General features: G+C 39.4%; 20 protein-coding genes. 4 read left to right on the top strand and 16 right to left on the bottom strand.

What is annotated here, in order from left to right; genetic code table 11:
* Nucleotides 1–324 precede the first annotated feature (324 nt).
* Nucleotides 325–1,674: a spinster family MFS transporter gene (locus SOI76_RS08025; protein WP_009392087.1), complete on the top strand. Its 1,350-nt coding sequence runs from the start codon at nucleotides 325–327 to the stop codon at nucleotides 1,672–1,674.
* Nucleotides 1,675–1,781: 107 nt separating this feature from the next.
* Nucleotides 1,782–3,038, top strand: coding sequence for an OprD family outer membrane porin (locus SOI76_RS08020; protein ID WP_104078774.1), 1,257 nt, complete (start codon nucleotides 1,782–1,784; stop codon nucleotides 3,036–3,038).
* Nucleotides 3,039–3,077: 39 nt separating this feature from the next.
* Here SOI76_RS08020 and SOI76_RS08015 read toward each other — a convergent pair whose 3' ends face one another.
* From SOI76_RS08015 to SOI76_RS08000, 4 genes are read right to left on the bottom strand one after another with little or no spacing between them, the layout of a single operon-like run.
* Entirely contained in the window at nucleotides 3,078–3,821 is a 744-nt protein-coding gene (locus tag SOI76_RS08015; protein ID WP_086376173.1) for an SDR family oxidoreductase, read from the bottom strand.
* 15 nt (nucleotides 3,822–3,836) lie between these two features.
* The gene (locus tag SOI76_RS08010) at nucleotides 3,837–4,535 is read right to left on the bottom strand and encodes a histidine phosphatase family protein (RefSeq protein WP_104078775.1); all 699 of its coding nucleotides are present in this window, start codon (nucleotides 4,533–4,535) and stop codon (nucleotides 3,837–3,839) included.
* Nucleotides 4,532–5,653, bottom strand: coding sequence for a phosphotransferase family protein (locus SOI76_RS08005; RefSeq protein WP_104078776.1), 1,122 nt, complete (start codon nucleotides 5,651–5,653; stop codon nucleotides 4,532–4,534). The genes SOI76_RS08010 and SOI76_RS08005 overlap by 4 nt, the downstream gene beginning before the upstream one ends.
* 17 nt (nucleotides 5,654–5,670) lie before the next feature.
* Nucleotides 5,671–6,912, bottom strand: coding sequence for an acyl-CoA dehydrogenase family protein (locus SOI76_RS08000; RefSeq protein ID WP_104078777.1), 1,242 nt, complete (start codon nucleotides 6,910–6,912; stop codon nucleotides 5,671–5,673).
* An 89-nt stretch (nucleotides 6,913–7,001) separates the two neighbouring features.
* On the opposite strand from SOI76_RS08000, the gene leuO reads away from it, so the two are divergent.
* Nucleotides 7,002–7,922, top strand: coding sequence for a LysR family transcriptional regulator (leuO, locus tag SOI76_RS07995; protein ID WP_014206919.1), 921 nt, complete (start codon nucleotides 7,002–7,004; stop codon nucleotides 7,920–7,922).
* A 42-nt stretch (nucleotides 7,923–7,964) separates the two neighbouring features.
* On the top strand, nucleotides 7,965–8,777 hold the full coding sequence (gene pcaU, locus SOI76_RS07990) for an IclR family transcriptional regulator PcaU (protein ID WP_104078778.1): 813 nt from the start codon (nucleotides 7,965–7,967) through the stop codon (nucleotides 8,775–8,777).
* An 88-nt stretch (nucleotides 8,778–8,865) separates the two neighbouring features.
* On the opposite strand, the gene SOI76_RS07985 is transcribed toward pcaU, so the two are convergent.
* The 12 genes from SOI76_RS07985 to pcaK all read right to left on the bottom strand — a co-directional run bounded on the left by SOI76_RS07985 (nucleotide 8,866) and on the right by pcaK (nucleotide 21,257).
* Nucleotides 8,866–9,738, bottom strand: a complete 873-nt coding sequence (locus tag SOI76_RS07985; protein ID WP_104078779.1) for an MBL fold metallo-hydrolase — start codon at nucleotides 9,736–9,738, stop codon at nucleotides 8,866–8,868.
* A gap of 4 nt (nucleotides 9,739–9,742) precedes the next feature.
* Entirely contained in the window at nucleotides 9,743–10,156 is a 414-nt protein-coding gene (locus SOI76_RS07980) for a YeeE/YedE family protein (RefSeq protein ID WP_032003759.1), read from the bottom strand.
* Between the two features lie 4 nt (nucleotides 10,157–10,160).
* The gene (locus SOI76_RS07975) at nucleotides 10,161–10,574 is read right to left on the bottom strand and encodes a YeeE/YedE family protein (RefSeq protein WP_104078780.1); all 414 of its coding nucleotides are present in this window, start codon (nucleotides 10,572–10,574) and stop codon (nucleotides 10,161–10,163) included.
* Between the two features lie 135 nt (nucleotides 10,575–10,709).
* Nucleotides 10,710–11,168: a DUF6438 domain-containing protein gene (locus tag SOI76_RS07970; protein WP_014206923.1), complete on the bottom strand. Its 459-nt coding sequence runs from the start codon at nucleotides 11,166–11,168 to the stop codon at nucleotides 10,710–10,712.
* Nucleotides 11,169–11,823: 655 nt separating this feature from the next.
* A complete protein-coding gene (gene quiA / locus SOI76_RS07965; RefSeq protein ID WP_104078781.1) occupies nucleotides 11,824–14,250 on the bottom strand; it encodes a glucose/quinate/shikimate family membrane-bound PQQ-dependent dehydrogenase in 2,427 nt (808 codons plus the stop codon).
* A gap of 82 nt (nucleotides 14,251–14,332) precedes the next feature.
* A complete protein-coding gene (gene quiX / locus SOI76_RS07960) occupies nucleotides 14,333–15,652 on the bottom strand; it encodes a carbohydrate porin (RefSeq protein ID WP_104078782.1) in 1,320 nt (439 codons plus the stop codon).
* Nucleotides 15,653–15,721: 69 nt separating this feature from the next.
* Nucleotides 15,722–17,176: a nitrous oxide reductase family maturation protein NosD gene (gene quiC / locus SOI76_RS07955; protein WP_104078783.1), complete on the bottom strand. Its 1,455-nt coding sequence runs from the start codon at nucleotides 17,174–17,176 to the stop codon at nucleotides 15,722–15,724.
* Between the two features lie 19 nt (nucleotides 17,177–17,195).
* Entirely contained in the window at nucleotides 17,196–18,023 is an 828-nt protein-coding gene (gene aroD / locus SOI76_RS07950) for a type I 3-dehydroquinate dehydratase (protein WP_104079229.1), read from the bottom strand.
* A gap of 69 nt (nucleotides 18,024–18,092) precedes the next feature.
* Nucleotides 18,093–18,722: a protocatechuate 3,4-dioxygenase subunit alpha gene (gene pcaG, locus SOI76_RS07945; RefSeq protein WP_104078784.1), complete on the bottom strand. Its 630-nt coding sequence runs from the start codon at nucleotides 18,720–18,722 to the stop codon at nucleotides 18,093–18,095.
* Nucleotides 18,723–18,736: 14 nt separating this feature from the next.
* Nucleotides 18,737–19,462, bottom strand: a complete 726-nt coding sequence (pcaH, locus tag SOI76_RS07940; RefSeq protein WP_000077913.1) for a protocatechuate 3,4-dioxygenase subunit beta — start codon at nucleotides 19,460–19,462, stop codon at nucleotides 18,737–18,739.
* Nucleotides 19,463–19,472: 10 nt separating this feature from the next.
* A complete protein-coding gene (gene pcaC / locus SOI76_RS07935; RefSeq protein ID WP_104078785.1) occupies nucleotides 19,473–19,886 on the bottom strand; it encodes a 4-carboxymuconolactone decarboxylase in 414 nt (137 codons plus the stop codon).
* Nucleotides 19,887–19,901: 15 nt separating this feature from the next.
* Complete coding sequence (pcaK, locus tag SOI76_RS07930) at nucleotides 19,902–21,257, bottom strand: MFS transporter (protein ID WP_104078786.1); 1,356 nt, start codon at nucleotides 21,255–21,257, stop codon at nucleotides 19,902–19,904.
* Nucleotides 21,258–21,279 lie beyond the last annotated feature (22 nt).

The raw sequence follows: 21,279 nt of genomic DNA, 5'->3' as shown, positions 1-21,279 counted from the left end.
ATAATAAAAAACTAATATAATCAATTTATTATCTCATTAAATTATTAGTATATGTTTACTTAACATACTTTTTAGGTATTCTAACATACTCAAGAAGTAATGGAATTTTACATATAAAAAGAAAATAATAATTCCATGATCTTAACATCCCAATTATCTCTTAAATGGGTTTAGACACTCTTTTTCAGGTCTGGACAAGGCCAAACTACTCATTTCCAGTCTATTTATTATTCAGTTTGAAGGGGGAAATATCGAAAACTTCTGAGGAACAATAAAAACTGGATATCAATTTTTTAAAGCGTTTTATACATAAGGATTAAGTGTATGAACCAAAGTAATATCGCTGTTGAAAGGACACAAAAGAAAAGCAATGCGTATGCATGGTATGTCGTCACACTTTGTATGTTGGCATATATATTTTCATTCATTGATCGTCAGATTCTGGCGCTTATGATCGAGCCCATTAAAGCCGATCTTCAACTTTCAGATACCCAATTTAGCTTGTTACATGGCCTCGCCTTTTCACTCTTTTACGCCGTAATGGGTTTACCTCTCGCTTATATTGCCGATCGTTTTTCACGACCAAAACTGATTTCAATCGGGATTATTGTTTGGAGCCTAGCAACGGCAACTTGTGGTTTAAGTAAAAACTTTATTCAACTGTTCTTGAGCCGTATGGCCGTAGGCGTGGGTGAAGCTGCTTTATCTCCAGCCGCTTACTCGATGTTTAGCGACATGTTTAGTAAGGACAAACTAGGTCGTGCTGTCGGGATTTATTCAATTGGCGCTTTTTTAGGTGGTGGTATTGCCTTTTTAGTGGGCGGTTATGTTATTAACTTGCTTAAAGGTGTGACATTAATTCAAGTTCCTCTATTAGGTGCACTTAAAGCCTGGCAAATTGCCTTTTTTGTAGTAGGGTTACCCGGCATCATTATTGGTTTGCTATTTATTCTGACTGTTAAAGACCCTGCACGTAAAGGACAACAGCTCAACCAAAATGGACAAGTTGACCAAGTTAAATTCTCACAATGTCTTCAGTTTATTAAAAAACATTCCAAAACATTTGCCTGTCACTATTTAGGTTTTACCTTTTATGCAATGGCACTCTACAGTCTGACTAGCTGGACACCTGCATTTTATATCCGAAAGTTTCAACTTGCGCCGACTGAAACAGGCTACATGCTCGGCACGATTCTATTAATTGCAAACACATTAGGCGTATTTTGTGCGGGTTGGTTAAACGATTGGTTTATTAAAAAAGGACGCCAAGATGCACCGATGATTACGGGTGTGATTGGTATTGTTGGTCTGATTATTCCAATTTCATTTTTTACCCAAACAGATCAGCTCTGGCTGTCAGTAAGTTTACTGATTCCTGCAATGTTCTTTGCATCTTTCCCTCTGGTGATTTCGGCAACTGCTTTACAAATGTTAGCGCCAAACCAATTTAGAGCACGTCTTTCTGCCCTCTTTCTTTTGGTCAGTAACTTAATTGGATTAGGTGTTGGCACAACATTGGTCGCAATTATCACAGATAAAGTTTTTGGTAGTCCGTTAATGGTGGGCTCTTCTTTATCTATTGTGGGTGGCCTCTCTTGTGTGTTGGCTTTAATTTTACTTTTCAAAGGCTGCAAATTCTTTAGTGAAAGCATGAAAATCGAAAAATTAAATTAATACACCGCTCTATTCGCAAAACGTACTCTCTGTCTAAACACATAGAGAGTACCGAAATCTTCAAAATAAGTAATGCCGAGGACTGGCATACATCTTGGAAATGGATTATGGAATCATTACACCGCTTTAAACCACGCACTTTATCTGTTGCCACTTTATTACTGATGTGCAGCAACTCATGGGCCGCAAATCCAAATCAGCAAACTGAAGATGAATGGAAATTCACTTTAAAAAATGCCTATATCAACCGCGACTATGATAATGACGCACTCAAAGATACTGGCAGCTGGTCTCAGGCAGCATCATTATTTTATAAATCGAAAATGCACGACACCCCTTTAGTCATAGCAGATAAGCCAATCACGATTGGGGCCGATGCATCTGTTCAATACGCCGTGCGCTTAAGTTCAGACAAACATGTCGCCGATACAGTTTTGCCTTTTAATAAAGAAACCCAGTCACAAGCGTCAGACTATCTAAAATACGGCGCGTCCTTAAAACTCGGCTATGACAAAACTCTTTTGAGTGTTGGTGAACTCTGGTTAGATTTACCTGTAACGGCAGTCGATGCCAGCCGTCAGTTACTTACTTCATATTGGGGAACCAACTTAAAATCACAACTTTCAGATCAGCTCTATGCAGAAATTGGTCGGGTTGAAAAAGTATCACCACGAAATGAAGAAGACTTTAAAAAGTTTTCGTTCACCGCAAATGGAATCACCAAAGAATCTGATGGTTTGAATTATATTGACTTACGTTATCAATTCACGCCGTCTTTAAAAGGCGAGTACTACTTTGGTAATTTAGAAGACCTCTACAACAAACACTATGTTGGGCTAGAACACACGTGGAAGCAGCCAACGTTTGCCTTAACATCTAAGTTTAAATACTTCAATGCAAAAGATGATGGCAACACTTTTGATATTGATGCTCAAAATATCGGCGTACTTGAAACTGTCAAGGTGAAAAACCATACCTTTGGTTTAGGTTACCAACAGATTATCGGTGAGTCAGCCTACCCACTACCAGATGGATTCTTACCAGAGACGTATTTCATTAACTGGAATGCCACGGGCTTCTTTAAAGAAGATGAAAAGTCTTACCATGTGATGTACGGCTACGACTTTAAAGATTATGTTCCGGGCTTAAATGCGATGGTGAAATATGTTTATGGACATGACTTTAAAGCAGCCAATGGCGACAAAAACCATGAAACTGAGTCGAATGTAATTTTAAATTATGCGTTTCAGCAGCCATTCTTAAAAGGTGTTGCTCTGCAATACATTCGTATTGATTACAACGTAAAACATGGCAATGACTTTGGTGAAGACCGTTTATTTGTGAATTACACCAAAAAGTTTTAATTATCAAAAAATAACCCCCTAAAATTTAGGGGGTTATTTTTAGCCTAATTTATTGACTAACCTTAAAGGTAAGACCTTCATGGCAATACTCATTGGTAACCATGGCCACTGCGGCACATAAGCTTTTACAGGTTGCTTTTCGATGGCTTTGACCAAAGCTTTACATCCCGTTTTGGCATCTACTTCAAAAGGAAGATGTTTAGCACCCTCATTTATTTCAGTACGAATGTAGCCTGGGAAAATGGTTGAGACTTTAATTGGCGTATCCAATAATTCAGCTCGAATACCTTCAGCCAAATGAGCAACCGCGGCTTTACTTGCCGCATAGGTCGATAAATGCTTTGGTAATCCACGCATCGCACTCATGGATGACATCACCACCAAGTGACCGGCGTTTTGTGCTCTGAAAATTTCAACCGCAGCTTCACACTGCGCTAAAGCAGAAATAAAGTTTGTTTCAGCTGTGGCTCTGTTAATTTCAAAATTACCTTTACCAATACGACGGCCATTTCCGACTCCCGCATTTACAATAATTCGGTCTAAAGAGCCAAATTCTTGTTTAAAGGCGCGAAATACTTCAAAAACCTGATCGTAATTGGTAACGTCCAGACTTTTTGCAATGACTTTAATACCATACTCATTTTCAAGTTCAGTTTTTAAAGTCTCTAATCGATCTAAACGGCGTGCACAAATCGCTAAGTTATAACCTTTGGCTGCAAATTCATGCGCCATACCTGCGCCCAATCCAGAACTTGCACCTGTAATCAAAATTGTCTTTGCCATGTTTTTATCCTTATTTTAAATCCATGTCAGTAAATCTGGCCGCTCAGCTTTTATAAAATGATGTTCATTTAAACTTAAAACCTGAGCTTCATTTCCAACCAAACGCAAAGTTGTGAGGCTTGTATTAGCAATTGCCCAATTCAATGCAAAAGTTCGATTGGGACTCAGTTCAAGCAATTTTCCAATTGCTACAGAAATCACACCACCAGAGGTAAAAACAACTGCATAACGAGGCTTAGTTTTCGCTAACTCATCACAAAGTTGCTGCAATGCTGTTTCGACTCTTTCTTTAAAGTGCGGCCATGACTCATCATATTCATGATGAAAATCACCATCAGTCCATCGTCCAATGGCACCTTCGAATATTTTGGCAAGATAAGCGCGTGGGTTCTGTTCCTGTGCTACGTCGGTTTTTAACAGTTCAGGTTGTTCAAAACGTGGTTCATAGCGTGCAAAAACCTGTTGATGGTTAAACTCATTCCATAAATTATTATGATGAATTACTGCATCTGGAAAACATTCATTGAGTGCGAGCTTTGCAGTTTGCTCATGGCGTTGCATAGTTCCAGCAACCACATAAGGTTGTTCTTTCAATATTTGCTTAAAATATTGGCCTAACAAAGTCGCCTGAGCTTCACCATTTTCAGACAGCTCATCATAGTTACTTTTACCAAATGATGCCTGACCATGTCTTACCAGATAAATTGTGGTCATTTTCTTAAAATACCCTGTATTTTCTGTAGAGATTGCTGAGCAAATTCTGATTCTTGCAATTTTTGCTGTGCGATAAGTTTTAAAGCTCGGATATGTAGCGCATGAATCACGATCCAGAAATCTTTAAAAGCAGGATTTCGGGTTTGTTTATGGTAATAACGGTAATAGATTTGCTGGGCAATCACGGCTAAACGGAATACACCAAATACTTCATAAAAAGCCCAGTTTTGAGGTTTTAGACCTGTTTTTTGCAAATAATAGTCAACGACTTCTTTACGAGAGAACATTCCCTTTAAATGAGTAGGCTGACGGCGCGTCGATCTAAAAATCATATTATCTGTTGGCTCAACCCAATAAGCCAAAGCACTGCCTAAATCCATTAATGGATCACCCAAGGTCGCCATTTCCCAATCCAAAACACCAATCACTTCTGTTGGATGCTCTGGATCTAAAATCACGTTATCAAAACGCCAATCATTGTGAATAATACAAGTCGTAGAGTCTTGAGGGATATTATCGTTCAGCCATTTTCGGACATATTTAAATGAAGGAACGTTGATTGTGCGGACTTTTTCATAGCGTTTATCCCAACCTTCAACTTGTCTACGGCAGTACCCTGCACCTTTGCCTAGTTCAGCTAAAGGCGTGTTTTCATAAGGAACTTGATGTAGCTCAATCAGCTTATCAATAACATTTACACAAAGTTGATGGACATCATCTTCATTAAAACCAAGCTCAGGCGGTAATTTTGCACGAGGAATAATGCCTTCAATGCGTTCCATGACATAAAAATCACAGCCAATGACCGATTCATCCTGACAAAGTGCAACCATTTTAGGAAGCACTGGATAATAAGGCGCAAGATTTTTCTGCACCATATATTCACGGGCCATATCGTGGGCTGACTTCGCTTTTGTTCCTTTTGGGGGACGTCGCAAAATTAAATCGGTATTTTCATACTTTAAACGATAAGTCCAATTCGACGCCCCGCCCGTATATTGAGTAACGACTGCTGGACCAACCAACTCAACACCTTGGTTTTTTAACCAGTTTTCAACTGCCCCAATATCAAGCTCTTCACCTTCACGTATTTCACCGCCTACATCAATTACCGACATATTCACTTCCTTTAAACTTATACTTTCTTATGACGACCATAACCACGTTTGGCCAACTCTAATTTGGCAATCATGCCTTTATGCACTTCATCCGGACCATCAGCTAAACGTAAACTGCGTGCTTGAGCAAAGAAACCTGTTAATGGCGTATCTCTTGAAACGCCCGCACCGCCATGTAGCTGAATCGCCATATCGACTACTTTTTCTAATACACTTGGAGCGACTACTTTAATTGCAGATATTTCTGTTAAAGCAGCCATATTTCCTAAAGTATCCATTTTATAAGCAGCATACAAGGTTAAAAGTCTAGCTTGATCTATGGCTACTCGCGCATCGGCTACACGCTCTAGGTTTCCACCGAGTTTTAGAATTTCTTTGCCAAACGCCGTTCTAGACATGCCTCTATCAATCATAAGTTCTAGTGCTTTTTCAGCAGCTCCGATACAGCGCATGCAATGGTGAATACGCCCCGGCCCTAAACGACCTTGTGCAATTTCGAAGCCTTGCCCCGCTCCACCAATAAAGTTTTCAATAGGCACTCGAACATTATTAAAATGAACTTCACCATGTCCATGCGGTGCATCGTAGTCACCAAATACAGGTAACATACGTTGAATTTCAACACCTGCCGTATCAATCGGTACTAAAACCATAGAGTGTTGATGATGGCGGTCTTTAGTTTCATCTGGGGTATGTGCCATAAAAATAATGACTTTAGCATTTGGGTCTCCTAAGCCAGACGACCACCATTTTTCGCCATTTAAAACAATTTCATTACCATCGATGAGCGCAGTCGCTTGCATATTCGTTGCATCACTTGAAGCAACGTCGGGTTCAGTCATACAAAAAACCGAGCGAATTTTTCCGTCCAATAAAGGCTGTAACCATTGCTGTTTTTGCTGCTCACTGCCATAGCGCCATAACAATTCCATATTTCCCGTATCAGGTGCATTACAGTTAAAAACCGTAGGTGCCAATAAACTACGACCAGTCAGTTCGGCAATGTGGGCATATTCTTGAACTGTTAACCCAGCACCGAGCTTTTCATCGGGTAAAAACATATTCCAAAGACCAGCTTGTTTAGCTTTAGATTTCAGAGTTTCTAAAAGCTCCGGCCACTGCCACTTTTTCCAGTTTCCATCTGGATTTAACTCGTGAACCTCTTCCCAAAATTTTGCTTCGACAGGTTCTATTTCTTCTAAAATAAATTTTCTTGTTCGCTCAGCAAAATCTTGAGCTTTCTTTGAAAGTTCAAACATTCTTTTTTCCTTCACATCATTATCTGGTCTTTACATCAACATAACTTGAAACTTAATATGAATGAAATGATTTTATTAAATAACATCTCATGAATAATATTCATAACCTACATGGCCTAGACCTAAGTTTTTTCCACCGGATTGATATCAATTTATATCCGCTTTTTATCGCGATTTATGAACAAAAAAGCATTTCTAATGCCGCAAGTAGCCTTAATATTACCCAGTCAGCAGCAAGTCATGCTTTACAAAGATTACGCCAGCAACTTGAAGATGATGTATTCATACGAGTAGGCAATAAAATGTCAGCCACTCCTTTTGCAGAACAGATTTATCCAACTGTGAAACAAGCACTTTTAACCATTCAAAATATTAGCCAGCAGAAGCATGTGTTCGATCCAACAAGCTTAAAAAACTTAAAAATCGCCGTGCATGATGAAATTGAGCCAATTATTCTTCCAAGGTTAGCTCAACACTTTCAAAATCTTAATTTAGATTTGCAGTTTGTGAGTATGAAGCTAGATCGAAAACACATCATGGCGGACTTGGCGACGCAGCAGCTCGATTTCGTGATTGACCTAGAACAATATTTATCTCCAAAAATTACCTTTGACCATTTGGTAACAGATGAGTTCGTCATTTGCAGCCAACTTAAAGAAGTCGATTTAGCTAGTTATATTAGTGGTCGACATATTGGTGTTTCGTCACGCCGTACGGGCGCTTTACTTGAAGATATTTATTTAAACCAACACCAAAAAATTTCAAGAAATGTATTTATGCGCTGTCAAAACTACTCAACAGCGTTACAAGTTTTGGGAGCTCAAGCCGACGCAATACTTACGATGCCTCGTATGATTTTGCAGCATTTGTCTTATAGTGCTGCAATTCGCTTACATTCTCTGCCTTTTGAGATAACCAATATTAAAATGGGTATGTTTTGGCACGAAGATTTAAGGGATAATTTAAGACATCAATTTTTGCGACATGAAATTATTAAACTTTTTCAGTAAAGCGAATTGATCTATTAAGCTTCTATCGTACAAGGATCAGTAATGAGTAAAGATGAACGGATAATCCAGAATCAGGACAATAAAAAAACGATTCGTCATGAAGATTACATTGCTGGCATCGGTAAAGGTATGTCAATTTTAGATAGCTTTAGCAGTAATCAACATCGTTTAAATATTTCTAAGGCGGCCGAAAAAACTGGACTCACCCGAGCGGCAGCAAGACGCCATTTATTAACTTTAGAATATTTAGGTTATCTTGAGTCAGATGGTCACTATTATTATTTAACACCTAAAGTTCTCAAATTTTCAGGAGCTTATTTAGGTGCAGCTCAGCTTCCAAAAGTGTCCCAGCCTTTATTAAACCTTCTAACTAACCAGACTTCCCTTATTTATTCAGTGATGGTACTTGATGGTTATGAAGCCATTACCATTGCCCGTAGTGCTGCCCACCAACAAACTGACCGGGTAAATCCATATGGTTTGCACTTGGGTAACCGTCTGCCTGCTCATGCGACATCTGCAGGTAAAATTTTACTGGCACATTTAAGCCAAGAAGAGCAATTGGACTGGCTCCAAAAATATCCTCTTCAGCGTCTAACCAAATATACGCATGTCGAAAATGATAAATTTCTAGAGTTACTACAAGAGATTCGAGAACAAGACTGGTGTTATTCACGTGAAGAACACGAATTAGGAGTTCATGCGCTCGCCGTACCGATTTATGGACAAGACTTTAAAGTGGTTGCTGCTTTAAACATTGTTTCTCCAACCATGAGAACAACTGAAGAATATTTAATTCAACATATTTTGCCCCTATTGCAAGAGACTGCGCGGGATTTAAGACAAGTTCTTTAAATCTCGCTTAGGCTATTTTGATAGGGTCAATTTTACTATTTACTTAGGCTATTTGAATAGATTGAACGATCCTGAATAAATGCTTAGGCTATTTATAAAAGTAATTGAAAGGGATTTTCAAATAACGGATGCCATTCGCTTCAGGTTCCGGAAAATTTCCACCATTCATATTAATTTGAATTGAAGGCAGAATTAATTTTGGCATTGCCAAAGTTGCATCTCTTTCTTGGCGCATTTTTATGAATGATTCTTTGGAAACGCGTCGATTTAAATGAATATTGCTTTGCTTTTGAGTTTTTATATCTGTTTGACAGACATATTCATCACGACCTTCAGGCTTATAGTCATGGCATAGAAACATGCGCATATTGTCGGGAAGTGTATAAAGCTTTTGTACTGAATCATAAAGCTCGGCAGCACTTCCTTTAGGAAAGTCGCATCTGGCCGAACCATAATCAGGCATAAATAAGGTATCCCCGACAAAAACAGCATCATCAATCACATAGCTTAAGCAAGCAGGTGTATGCCCTGGTGTAGGAATGTTATAGGCTTCTATCTCCCCGATTTTGAAATTTTCATAATCTTCGAATAAATAATCAAAGGGCTGATTTTCATTAAATTTCTTAAAATCAAAATTATAGATAGCCGAAAATGTTTCTTGTACTACCGAGATTTTTTGACTAATCGCAATTGTACCGCCCAATTTAGATTTTAAATATTGAGCCGCGGTCATATGGTCGGCATGTACATGGGTTTCTAAAATCCATTGTACTTTGAAGTTTTGAGCCAAGACATAATCGACAATCAGATCAGCATTGGTTGTTTTTGTAGTGGCCGATGCGGCATCGTAATCAAGCACGCTATCAATAATAGTGCATTGAAGAGTCGCTAAATCCGCAACAACATAGCTAAAAGTATTGGTGTTTTCATCAAAAAAATCTTTTACTAGAGGTTGTTGCATAGGCTTAATTTCCTTTATTTAAAATTCGGTAAATAAACATTCCTAATAACATTGCGACAATAAAATAAAGCGCTTCAAAATGTCCTAACCCAATAAGCGTTAAAGCAGGCGCTGGACATATACCAGCTATTCCCCAGCCTATACCGAAAATAAAAGCGCCCACAATTAACCTTTGGTCAATCTGTGTATTTGTTGGTAATTGAATTTGTTCATTAAAGAGTGTTTTAGGACTTTTTATAGCCTTTTGAAATGGAATAAATGCCACAGCAATAGCACCTAACATTACAAACATTAAGCTAATATCCCACTGCCCAAAAATATCTAGAAAACCTAACACCTTTTCTGGATTAGACATTCCAGAGATCATCAAACCTAATGAAAATAAGCTACCAAATAAAAAAGCAAAAATATTTTTCATAAGACTACCCCAACACATGACGAATGATATAAACCGTTAATATGCCAGCAAACATAAAAACTGCTGTCGCTATCATCGAGCGTTTTGATAGCCTGCTCATACCACAAATGCCATGGCCACTTGTACAGCCTGATCCAAGCCGAGTACCAAAGCCTACAAGTACACCTGCTAGAATAAGTGCAAATGAATTGGCTTTAATTTCAATTTCAGGGTGATAAAAATAACCATATATGAAAGGTGTAAGCACAAGTCCCGCAATAAACCAGAATGCAGAACTTTTAAAAGTATCTTTAGTAGGATTAATGATTTGAGCAAGCAAACCACTAATTCCGGCTATACGGCCATTTATATATAAATATCCAACTGTTGCGATGCCTAGTAATAAACCACCCAAAAAGGCATAGACAATATTTGACATATAACCACGCTTTACAATATACATTTTTATAATATGTATTATACGCTGATTTGTTTAGGAATACTTAAAGTAAAACTTTTAAGTTTATAATTCTTCTTAACAAGAAAAAGCCCCAAGATTTTGGGGCTTTTATCATTAAATTAGATCTTTAATGCCTAATTGTTCAGGTAGTTTTTCCATTACTTTGTTCAATCTATTATTTGCTGGAGAGATACAACCTGTGTAATGGCTTAATTTAGTTTCTGTGCCATTAGGTTGAATCCAAGTAATGTAGTAGCTAGACATGTCGGTCGCTGTTTGCTGGCAACCCGCAGTTTTTGATTGTGTACCTGTTTCAGGGCGATAAGTTTTTAGATCATCTGCAAGTTTTTTATAATCTTTTACGCTACCTTGAATTTCTTTAACGCCTATAGCCTTAGTGTATTGTTTACCTTCAAAGCGAATTAAACCTGTAGGTGTTACTTCTACAGAATAAATCGGACAAGCGCCAAAGCATGGGCTAGAAGCATAACGAATTGTCTCTTGTGTATTCGGTGCTTGCTGAACAGAAGCACAACCCATCAAAGCTAAACCAGATAAAGTTGCAAGAACCAAAAATCTCATTACATCACCTATTATTATCAAGTGGCTTTAATTTAACAAATCATATACTTCTTGTCATTAAAGACTATTTTTTGTGATTCTCATCGGCATTTATTCGCTTAATTTTACTTAGGCTATTTTAATAGTAATTAAAAATAGCTTTCGTCATGTCATAAAAAAAGGCTCATCTTGCGATGAGCCTTAAGCTAAAAAGAGCTTAAATTCCTGAAATACAAATTATTACTGGATAGTAATAACCTGCGACGACCATTCTAACGCAACCCAATAAATTATATAAATATAATATAAGTATATATTTACGCTCATTTTTCCAACAAAAATAACCTAAATTTTTCTATCAAAAACTTGATAATGTTTATTTCTAATTAAAATTCACAACGTTAAGTTAAACAAAACTTAATAAATACTTGTCTTTTATTTATAGGTAAAACATTATAAAAAAATGCTTAATAGTTCGACTGTGTCTAGTGTTCAAGATGAATTACTTTTAGGAATATTTTAAGTTTGACAATAACTTCAAGCATTTTTTTACTATTTGGTAAAGCTATCTTGTTAAAAATGTAGAGTTTACTTTTATGCATTTATATAAAAAATATATTAAAGATAAAGGCAAAAGAGAAATTCTCTCTTTTGCCTCATTTAATTATTACTCTAAAGTATAAGCGATCACATAATCGCCATGATCTGGTGATTGACGTGCTCCACCCGCGGTAACAACCACATATTGTTTACCCGTTTTAGGTGAAACATAGCTTATTGGAGTACCTTGGCTACCTACTGGCATGCGTGATTTCCACAGTTCTTTACCTGTAGATGAATCAAATGCACGTAAATAGTAGTCTTGTGTTGCAGCAAAGAAAACCAAACCACCTTGAGTTGCCATCGGACCACCAATAGTTGGCATACCGATCGGTGCTCTTAAGCCCATCTTAATTCCCATAGGTCCAGTATCTTCAACCGTACCGAGTGGTACTTGCCATGCAATTTGACGAGTTTTCAAATCAATCGCAGTCATCGTACCAAATGGTGGTTTCTGACAAGGAATGCTTAGTGCTGACATAAAGCGGTTTTTATTCACTTTATACGGTGTGCCTTTCATTGGTACAGCACCCATACCTGTGTTTACTTTCTCTCCACCATTTGCCTGAATCTTAATGTCCTCTGGAGTTTGTTCCATCAATTGAATCCATAAGCCAAGGCGCATATCGTTCACGAACATATAACGATGAGTCGGGTCAAAAGCGATGCTACCCCAGTTCATACCGCCCAAAGAACCTGGGAAGCTTAATGAAACATCAGTACCCGGTGCAGTAAAGAGGCCTTCGTAACGCATTGACTTAAAGTTAATACGACACATCAGTTGATCGAACGGCGTTGCACCCCACATATCTGATTCAGTTAAAGTCTGATTACCAATTTGAGGCATTTCAACTGAACGAGGTTGAGTTAAGCTGTATTGTTCACCCGGGATATTGGCAGGTTTAACTGGTTGTTCAATCACTTTAGTCAGCGGTTTCCCCGTTACACGGTCAAGAACAAAGAATTGGCCTGATTTGGTTCCAATAACAACAGCTGGTTTTGTCGTACCATCTTTTAATGGGAAGTCGACTAGACTCGGTTGCATTGGTAAGTCAAAGTCCCATAAATCGTTATGAACAGTTTGATATACCCACTTCTCTTTACCTGTTGTCGCATCAAGTGCTAACACAGAAGTATTGTATTTATGATCTAACGGATTACGGTTACCACCCCAAATGTCGACAGATGAACTACCCATAGGTAAGAACACCGTATTCATTTGCGGATCATATGACATTGCAGCCCATGAGTTTGCCGAACTACGTTTATAGGTTTCACCTGGTTTAAGTACATAGTTCGGGTTTGGATTGCGCGGGTCAAATGCCCAGCGAAGTTTACCCGTAATCACATCATAACCACGAATAACACCGCCCGGCATATCTGCGGCTACGTTGTCGGCAATACGGCTACCCACCACAATGGTTGTACCCGCAATAGTCGGTGCAGAAGTCACTTCAAAACGTGGCGCTTTTGTTCCAGCCCCAAGACCTTCTAGCAAATCAACCGTTCCATTTACACCAAAATCAGCACAGCGCTGACCGTTATCTGCATTGACTGCAATTAAACGACCATCAGGTGTATTGGTATATACACGGCGTGGACATGCTGTATTGGTTGCAACCGTAGTTACTGCATTTGCACCCGCTAAAGTTGGTTGTACAAGCGGTTTAGTTGAATCAAAGTATGCAACACCACGGCAACGTTCCCAAGCATCAGCTGTAGAGTTCACCTCAGCTTTCCAGAGTTGTTTGCCCGAGTCAGCATCTATCGCAAAAATATTGTTATGTGGTGTACATAAAAAGACTCTATTTTCAACCTGTAGCGGTGTCATTTGGTCTTCAGCACCATTACCGCTACCCGTTGTGAAATCACCTGTTCTAAAACGCCAAGCTTCTTTTAGTTTATGAACGTTATCTCGGTTAATTTGATCGAGAGCAACAAAGCGGCTACCGCCTGCATCATTACCATAATTTTCCCAATTTACCTGTTTTTTAGCAGGATCAACTGGTACTAAAGGTAGTTTTTCACCTGAACTTGCTACTGTTGGATGCGGTTGGAACATTTGATAGAGCGCAATCAACATACCCACAACAACTAATCCACCTACAGCATAAGATGAAGATGCCAAGCTCGTTTGAAATTGGTAACGTCGAATTGAAGGTAAGGTAAATAGCAGTGCGGCAAAAAGACCAGCAGGAAACATTAACCGCGAGAATAACGGCCAAAATTCCCAGCCTGCATCAATAAATGACCAGATTACGGTACCAACAAAAACAGCTGCAAAAATCCAGACGCCCAGCGCTTTTTTTCGGAAAATACTAATTGCTGAAATGGTTATAAACAGTCCTGAGATAAGGAAATACCAAGAACCACCAAGAGATACTAGCTTTCCACCACCTACGATGTAAAAAACACCAGTAGCCAATAAAACTAGACCTAATATAAAACACCATATTTTGAATAAGATATGAAACTTAGAATCTGACTCAGACATAGATCCTACTCCACATATACTGAACCCGAATAGTTCAAGCATTTGGGCCAGTTAAACTATGTCTAACCAGCCATCAATATTGTTAAAAATTAACTTTTACACTCAGGCCTGCCACCCAAGCATCATCGACTTCTTTCACACCAGCAGGTTGATGAATATATTGAATGTTTGGACGTAACATGACGGCTGGAGACCATTGGTAGGTATAGTTCAACTCGACATTTAATTCGTCGTCTTGAATTGGAATATAGTCAGATGCAATCGAATCATAGCTATAGTATCCACGACTTTCATTTGTTGCGATCTGCTTATCTTTAGCACGGTCATTAACTATATAATTGGCTATACCAAAACCAATCGAATCATTTGGACGGCTATCAAACGGCCCCTTATACCAAAGAGCAAGCTGTTGCGTACTTTGAACGAAGGTAGTTGCTTTATCATTTACAACACCATTAAAACTGATATATAAACCGCGTTTCGGATCTTGGCCTTTATTCGTCAGTTGTTGTTGTGCATTAATCCAGAAGCTTTGTTTTCCGTCATGCACTTTACCGGCAGTTTTAATATCATTGGCTTCTGCGGTTGAATACAGTGCACCTACTTTATATTCACCCGGCAAACCATTAAAGGCAGCAAGTTTTGGTTTCCACGCCAGCTCAACCGGTATGGTTGCACCCTTCACATTGTTCATATCCAGATTAAAACCATCACTATTTGATTCGGTTTTAATGTTGTCTGGATTTACTTCATACACACCCAACCCGAAAGTCCATTCAGGTGCAAACTGATATTTAACGTTTGTCGCCCAAACACCTACTGGTGAGTTATACCAAATTGAACCAATTGATTTTCCTAACTGCCCACCGCAGAGCAATAAGTTCTGAAATTCACATTGAGAACTATTAAAGTCCTCTGACATCCCCATACGACCAAATTTGACCTGTACAGTATTATCAACAAAACCCTTCTTCACCCACGCTTGAGACAGACGCCAGATTTTACCGCGTCCGTAAATTTCTTGAGCATTGCCCAATTGGCTAGAACGTGGGTCTTTAATACGCTCGAGAGTTAGTGCATTGCCGTCACGTTTAGTCACGACTAGGCTCGCTGTTGTATCTTTCCATCCAGCGATTTTTTCTAAATCGAAGTTTGCACCTAAAGAAAGTTGCGCAGCATTTTCAAAAGTATTGCTGTCGTTGTAACCACCATCTAAATTTGTAGCACTTTGGCTCATAATAGAAGCTGTAAATTTATAGCCCTGCTGCTCTAATTGCTGGCGTTTTCCATTCCAGTCGCCTAACAACCATTGACGGTCTTGTGACCAAGACTCATTCGCGAGCGCAAATTGGCTACCTAATACAGCGAGTGTTAAAACACTCAATTTCATTAAATTTGGCATTTCAAATCCCTTTTATCATTTCTATATTTCTATGCTGCGCCTCAGGTTGAGGCGCTTTCCTTATTGTTATTATTTAGTTTGCACGGCCGAACTAAGTTCAGACGTCGCTCCAACGTGATCAGTTACATTCGCTGTAATTGAGGCAACTTTTACAGACGGCTTCCAATTTGCTTTTGCGATCCCTTGTGCATCTGTAGCAACAGTTATTGCTCCTAAATATTGCTCAGCTTCTTTTGATGCCGCATTTTGATTGCCAAAAAATTCAATTTGGTAACGTTGATTTGGTAAACCATTAATTTCTACAGCCAATGAACCTTTGTTCGCAGTTAATTTAGGAGCTTTAATACCCTGATTAGGTTGAGCATTACAGCCTTGTTCATTTGGCTGAGTACATGTTTTTTGCTGTTTAGATGGGTCAACAACCACACCACCACCACGAGAGCCAACAAACCCTTCATGCTCAAGTGCAGGCACTCCAAATACAATTGCCCCTAAACGCTGATCTGGTACACACGAACCGCCAGCTTCACAGCGTTTAATATCTTTACCATTGTCCCAAATCAGGTTTTTAGTCAATGTAATTCTTGCATTTGCATCTTTTTCCGAACGAATAGCAACACCAATACGATTACCATGCACTCTATTGCTATCAAGAATGTTGCCATCGCCTGTCATGTTGAAACCAATCGAGTTATTGGTCATTTCATTGTAGGCGATATAGTTACGTTTGCCCCAGTTAATCTGTAAGCCATCTGAATAGTTTTCGAATTTATTACCAACTACCGCATTGTCATTGCCCCACAAAATTTCAATGCCTTGTGATGGTTCAGGATTTGTTTTGGTTGAAACAAAATGGTTATTTGCAATTAAGTTAAACGCAGCGCCACGGGTCAGTTCTAAACCATCACCATTGTCTTGGAAGATGTTGTCTAAAACTTTGTTGTTATTGGTCGTGGTTGCAGTTGGGTTACCTTGACCATCATCACCCGTCAACATAACACCAGCACCACCATAGTTATTACTAATACGGTTGTGTTGGATGAGGTTATTGCTTGAACGGTTAATCAATACACCAATACAGAAGCGATGAATGTCCAAACCTTTTAAAGTGACATTGTTGACGTCACGTAGTACCAACCCTGGTAAAGTCATAGTACGTACATTGGTGCCGTACTGCTCAGGGTTTGCACCTGGACAAGCTTTTGCACCTTCGCCTTTAATATAGTTTGAACCATCAATTGCGATGTATTCGCCAGTTTTATCCCACTGAGTACCAATGATTTTGACAGGTGCTTTAATTTCAGGAAGTGCACTATTTAATTTAATCGCATAAGGCGCCTTGCCTACTGCTTGAATCAAAATGTCGCTAGCTTCGCCTGGGTTTGCATTAGCTTGTTCAATTGCCCAGCGTAAAGAGCCTTTATTGCTATCGTCTTGATAACGGTCAACCACATAAGTTTGAGCCGCAGCTATGCCTGAAACCATCAAACCTAATGCAAGAGTAGTTAAACGTAATGTATTCATTTCATCATATCCTTATGATTTATGGGTTTATTGGTTGAACTGTTTGTAAAATCTGTTTGAGCTTGGTCACATCAATTTGACCCGGTGCAGAAGCCTGACCAATCATGCCAAAGCTATAACTTCCGCCCATGTTGGTAGTCGCAACACGCGAAATCGTACCAAGTTGCCCCATCGACATCGTTAACAATGGTTTAGTGGTTTGCTGACTTACTTTTAAAGTTGCGTTCATTAAAATGAAAACATCTTGTTTAGATTTTGGCATTACGGCAATTTTGAGAATATCTGCACCCATTTGATCTTGTTTTAACAAGCGTTTTTCAATTTCATCTTGGCTTGGTGTTTTTTGGAAGTCATGATTAGACATCACAATCAGCACTTTCTTTTGATGTGCTTTTTGAACAATTTCTGAAACTACTTTTTGATCACGGAACATTTCAACATCTAACCAATCCATGAACGGACTCTTTAAGTAAGCTTGATAAGTCTTACCATAATCCACATCACTAATTTCAAGCTGGCCGCCTTCGTTTTTCGTACGAATGGTGGCAATCATTGGCTTATTGCCCAAAATCTTTTTCAACTCATGACCCAAGGCAATCACTTGTTTTGTATCACTCGCAAAACTAAGTAAATCGATACGAAACTCTGCCAAATCAGCATCTGCTGTCTTTGCAATGACTTGAGCTTGTGCCAAAGCTTGTTCTTTGGTTTTTGCGGTAATCGGAACAATCGTTTTAACGGCTGTAGCGGCAGGTTGTGTTTGAGCAGCTAAAGCAACAGGTTCAGCATTTACCTGTGCAGTAAAAAATGGGAGTGCAAGCAAACTTAGGCTTAATAATGTTTTCATATTCATATCGTTCATCCTTAAAAAGGCTACACGTATCCTTGAATAATCAGGTGTAGCCTTAGGTGTTTCTTAAATATCAAAAAATACTGTTTCGTCATCGCCTTGAATACGGATATCAAAGCGGTAAACAACTTCACCATTTTCTTCAAAACGTTTTGCAATAAGTGTTTGGCGACGTGGGGCCCATTCAATGCTATTTAGAATTGGATCGTTAGCATTTGCGTCAGCTTCATCTTCAAAATAAACACGTGTATGAAGCCCTAAGTTGATACCACGAGCGAAAATCACTAATGCAATATGAGGTGCCTGAGTTGAACCTTTGCGGCCTGCTGTTGCACCTGGCTTAATTGTATTAAAGCTCCAAACGCCTGTTTCAAAGTCGGCACCTGTACGGCCCCAACCCTGAAATGCTGGGTCAGCTTTTTGCTCACGCGTATCTGCCTGACTTGGGTAAATACCATTTGCATCGGCTTGCCAAATTTCAATCAGCACGTCGCGCAGCGGTAAACCTAATCCGTCAAATACCTGACCTTCAAGACGAATACGCTCGCCTTTGGTTTGGTCTTGTACTAACTGGTTATTAAAGTTGTTTTCAAACACTTCAATATTTGCTTGTTGTGGCAACAAACCAATGTGAACGTAAGGACCACCTGTTTGAGATGGAGTTTCTTTTAATTCCTGAAAATTCCAGTTATTCATGCTCGTGCTCCCGATTAAGTCAATTCGTTTTCGAAGTAAGTCGCTCGACGGCCACGTAAAGTGATGTCAAAACGGTAACAACGGCTATCAGCTTCGATAAAGTTGTTTTTATCTTCTAGTGCAATCAATGCACGACGTTGATCTTCAGAAGGGATCGTTTTTAAGATCGGGCAAGTATCAATGAGCGTATCGCCTTCAAAATAAAACTGCGAAATCAGACGCTGCGCCCAACCATCAGCAATTAAAGAGAAGTGGATATGAGCTGGACGCCATTCATTAATACGGTTACGCCATGGATATGGACCTGGTTTAATGGTACGGAAAATATAAAAACCGTTTTCATCAGTTAAGGTACGACCACAACCACCAAAGTTAGGATCCATTGCTCCAATAAACTTGTCGTTTGGATGGCGATAGCGACCAGAAGCATTGGCTTGCCATACTTCTAAAAGTGCATTTTTTACAGGACGGCCAAATTGGTCACGAACATAGCCATGAACAATGACACGTTCACCAATTGGTAAACCATCTTTGGCATAGTTCAAAATCAAATCATTATCTTTTGGGCCAAACAGATTTGAAGAAAAATGCGGTGCAGTGACTTCAGTTAAAGTCTCGTTAATAGAGATCAATGCATTTTTTGGCGAACGTAATACACTTGTTTTATAACCTGGCGTATACGCTGGTGGATGATCATCTGTATTACGTTGGGCGTAAGCACCCCAGCTATGTTGTGACATCTTTATCTCCTTAATCCTGTTCTTTCGCTGCAATTGGGTTTACTTCTATCCCCAACTCTTGAAAGACTTCTTCAGCCATATGCATTGCAGCGTTTGCAGCAGGTAAACCTGCATAGAGTGAACTGTGTAAGATCAACTCTTTTAAATCTTCTTTAGTTACACCATTGTTGAAACAAGCACGTAAATGCATGCGTAGTTCATCTTCACGACCAAGCGCCAATAAAATTGCGATCGTCACTAAACTACGTGTATGACGCGGTAGGCCCGGACGAGACCACACCTCACCCCATGCGTAACGGCTAATAAAGTTTTGAAAATCTTGGTTAAAGTCATTTAAGTTTTGCAAAGACCGACCCACATGCTTTTCACCCAAAACTTCAGTCCGCACCTCAATGCCTTGTTTATAGCGTTGTTCATCATTCATTGTGATAGACCTCTATTAAGTTGCATCGGTATGCGCAACAAGTGATTTAACAAATACAGCAACAGCCGCAGCAGTCGCTGGAATTAGTAATAAACTGAGAATGGCAGTAAACGACCAATCATTACCGAGTAGTACGGCACCAATCCAAGCACCAAATACCGCACCGAAACGTCCAATACCCGTCATCCAAGACACACCCGTTGCACGGCACTGCGTTGGATAGAAACGAGCACTTAAAGCTGGCATTGAAGATTGCGCACCGTTAATTGCGATACCCGCACAAAGCACCAATACTGCAAGTAATGTTGAGTTTCCTAAGCTTTGACCAACAGCAATCGCAAATAAACCTGCAGCAAAGTAGAAAATAGCAATCACTCGGTTCGGGTTGAATTTGTCCATCGCCCAACCGATGAACAATGCACTTACCACACCACCAAACTGGAACAATCCACCAATAAATGCAGCACGCTCCATGGAAGCCCCTGTTTCACGCATAAGCGTTGGTAACCAGCTTGTAAGCAAGTAAACAACCACTAAGCCCATGAAATAGGTCAACCAAAGTAAAAGTGTTCCTTTGGCATATGGTTTAGAAAACATAATTCCAAAGACATTTTTCTTTTGAGCTGTTTCAGTTTTCTCTTCAGGTACGTGAAATGCAGTCGCATTTTCGATCTGAGCTGGCGCGATATGATTTAAGATTTTGCGTACTTTTTCAGGATTCTTACCTTTCACAATTAAAAAGCGGTAAGACTCAGGTAAAACTAAAATCACTAAAACCATTAAAATCAAAGGTGACCAGCCGCCAAGTAAAAACAGACTGTGCCAACCGTAGGTCGGGATGAGCCAGCTACTAATAAAACCGCCTGTAGCCATACCTAAGTTGTAGCCACAGAACATGCATGTCACGAGTAATGAACGAATGCGTGTTGGACAATATTCAGAAAATAATGTAGTGGCATTCGGCATCGCTGCACCAAGCCCAATACCTGTCAAAAAGCGTAAAACGACAAGGCTATCTAAGTTGGTTGCATAAGCAGATGCCAAGGTAAATCCACCAAACACAAGCATCGAAAAAGCCAGTACGATTTTGCGACCAAAACGGTCAGCTGTCGGACCAGAAACCAAAGCTCCAATAATCATTCCACCAAGTGCAGCACTCATCACTGGGCCTAACTGAGAGCGGTCAACACCCCAATCTTGGGCCAAAGCTGGAGCGATAAAACCCATTGCAGCAGTATCGATTCCATCAGTAAAAATAATTAAGAAACAGATGATTGCGATCATCCATTGATACTTACTGAGTGGAGCATCATTAATTAATGCTTGAGCATCGATACTTTTATTTGGTGCAGCGTAATCCTGAGACGCCATATTTGCCTCCTTAAGGCCAATT

This window comes from Acinetobacter pittii (genome assembly GCF_034064985.1).
Lineage (GTDB): Bacteria > Pseudomonadota > Gammaproteobacteria > Pseudomonadales > Moraxellaceae > Acinetobacter > Acinetobacter pittii_H.
Note: the sequence above shows the minus strand (reverse complement) of the source record. Positions and strands in the feature narration are given on the sequence as shown.

What these genes read in the sequence shown, in the direction of transcription:
- pcaC (WP_104078785.1), bottom strand. Translation starts at nt 19,886, where the DNA reads ATGAATGATGAACAACGCTATAAACAAGGCATTGAGGTGCGGACTGAA.
- SOI76_RS07975 (WP_104078780.1), bottom strand. Translation starts at nt 10,574, where the DNA reads ATGTCAAATATTGTCTATGCCTTTTTGGGTGGTTTATTACTAGGCATC.
- leuO (WP_014206919.1), top strand. Translation starts at nt 7,002, where the DNA reads ATGAATAATATTCATAACCTACATGGCCTAGACCTAAGTTTTTTCCAC.
- SOI76_RS07980 (WP_032003759.1), bottom strand. Translation starts at nt 10,156, where the DNA reads ATGAAAAATATTTTTGCTTTTTTATTTGGTAGCTTATTTTCATTAGGT.
- pcaG (WP_104078784.1), bottom strand. Translation starts at nt 18,722, where the DNA reads ATGAATAACTGGAATTTTCAGGAATTAAAAGAAACTCCATCTCAAACA.
- SOI76_RS08010 (WP_104078775.1), bottom strand. Translation starts at nt 4,535, where the DNA reads ATGACCACAATTTATCTGGTAAGACATGGTCAGGCATCATTTGGTAAA.
- SOI76_RS08005 (WP_104078776.1), bottom strand. Translation starts at nt 5,653, where the DNA reads ATGTCGGTAATTGATGTAGGCGGTGAAATACGTGAAGGTGAAGAGCTT.
- SOI76_RS08015 (WP_086376173.1), bottom strand. Translation starts at nt 3,821, where the DNA reads ATGGCAAAGACAATTTTGATTACAGGTGCAAGTTCTGGATTGGGCGCA.
- pcaK (WP_104078786.1), bottom strand. Translation starts at nt 21,257, where the DNA reads ATGGCGTCTCAGGATTACGCTGCACCAAATAAAAGTATCGATGCTCAA.
- quiC (WP_104078783.1), bottom strand. Translation starts at nt 17,176, where the DNA reads ATGAATACATTACGTTTAACTACTCTTGCATTAGGTTTGATGGTTTCA.
- aroD (WP_104079229.1), bottom strand. Translation starts at nt 18,023, where the DNA reads ATGAAAACATTATTAAGCCTAAGTTTGCTTGCACTCCCATTTTTTACT.
- SOI76_RS07985 (WP_104078779.1), bottom strand. Translation starts at nt 9,738, where the DNA reads ATGCAACAACCTCTAGTAAAAGATTTTTTTGATGAAAACACCAATACT.
- SOI76_RS08000 (WP_104078777.1), bottom strand. Translation starts at nt 6,912, where the DNA reads ATGTTTGAACTTTCAAAGAAAGCTCAAGATTTTGCTGAGCGAACAAGA.
- quiA (WP_104078781.1), bottom strand. Translation starts at nt 14,250, where the DNA reads ATGTCTGAGTCAGATTCTAAGTTTCATATCTTATTCAAAATATGGTGT.
- SOI76_RS08025 (WP_009392087.1), top strand. Translation starts at nt 325, where the DNA reads ATGAACCAAAGTAATATCGCTGTTGAAAGGACACAAAAGAAAAGCAAT.
- pcaH (WP_000077913.1), bottom strand. Translation starts at nt 19,462, where the DNA reads ATGTCACAACATAGCTGGGGTGCTTACGCCCAACGTAATACAGATGAT.
- pcaU (WP_104078778.1), top strand. Translation starts at nt 7,965, where the DNA reads ATGAGTAAAGATGAACGGATAATCCAGAATCAGGACAATAAAAAAACG.
- SOI76_RS08020 (WP_104078774.1), top strand. Translation starts at nt 1,782, where the DNA reads ATGGAATCATTACACCGCTTTAAACCACGCACTTTATCTGTTGCCACT.
- quiX (WP_104078782.1), bottom strand. Translation starts at nt 15,652, where the DNA reads ATGCCAAATTTAATGAAATTGAGTGTTTTAACACTCGCTGTATTAGGT.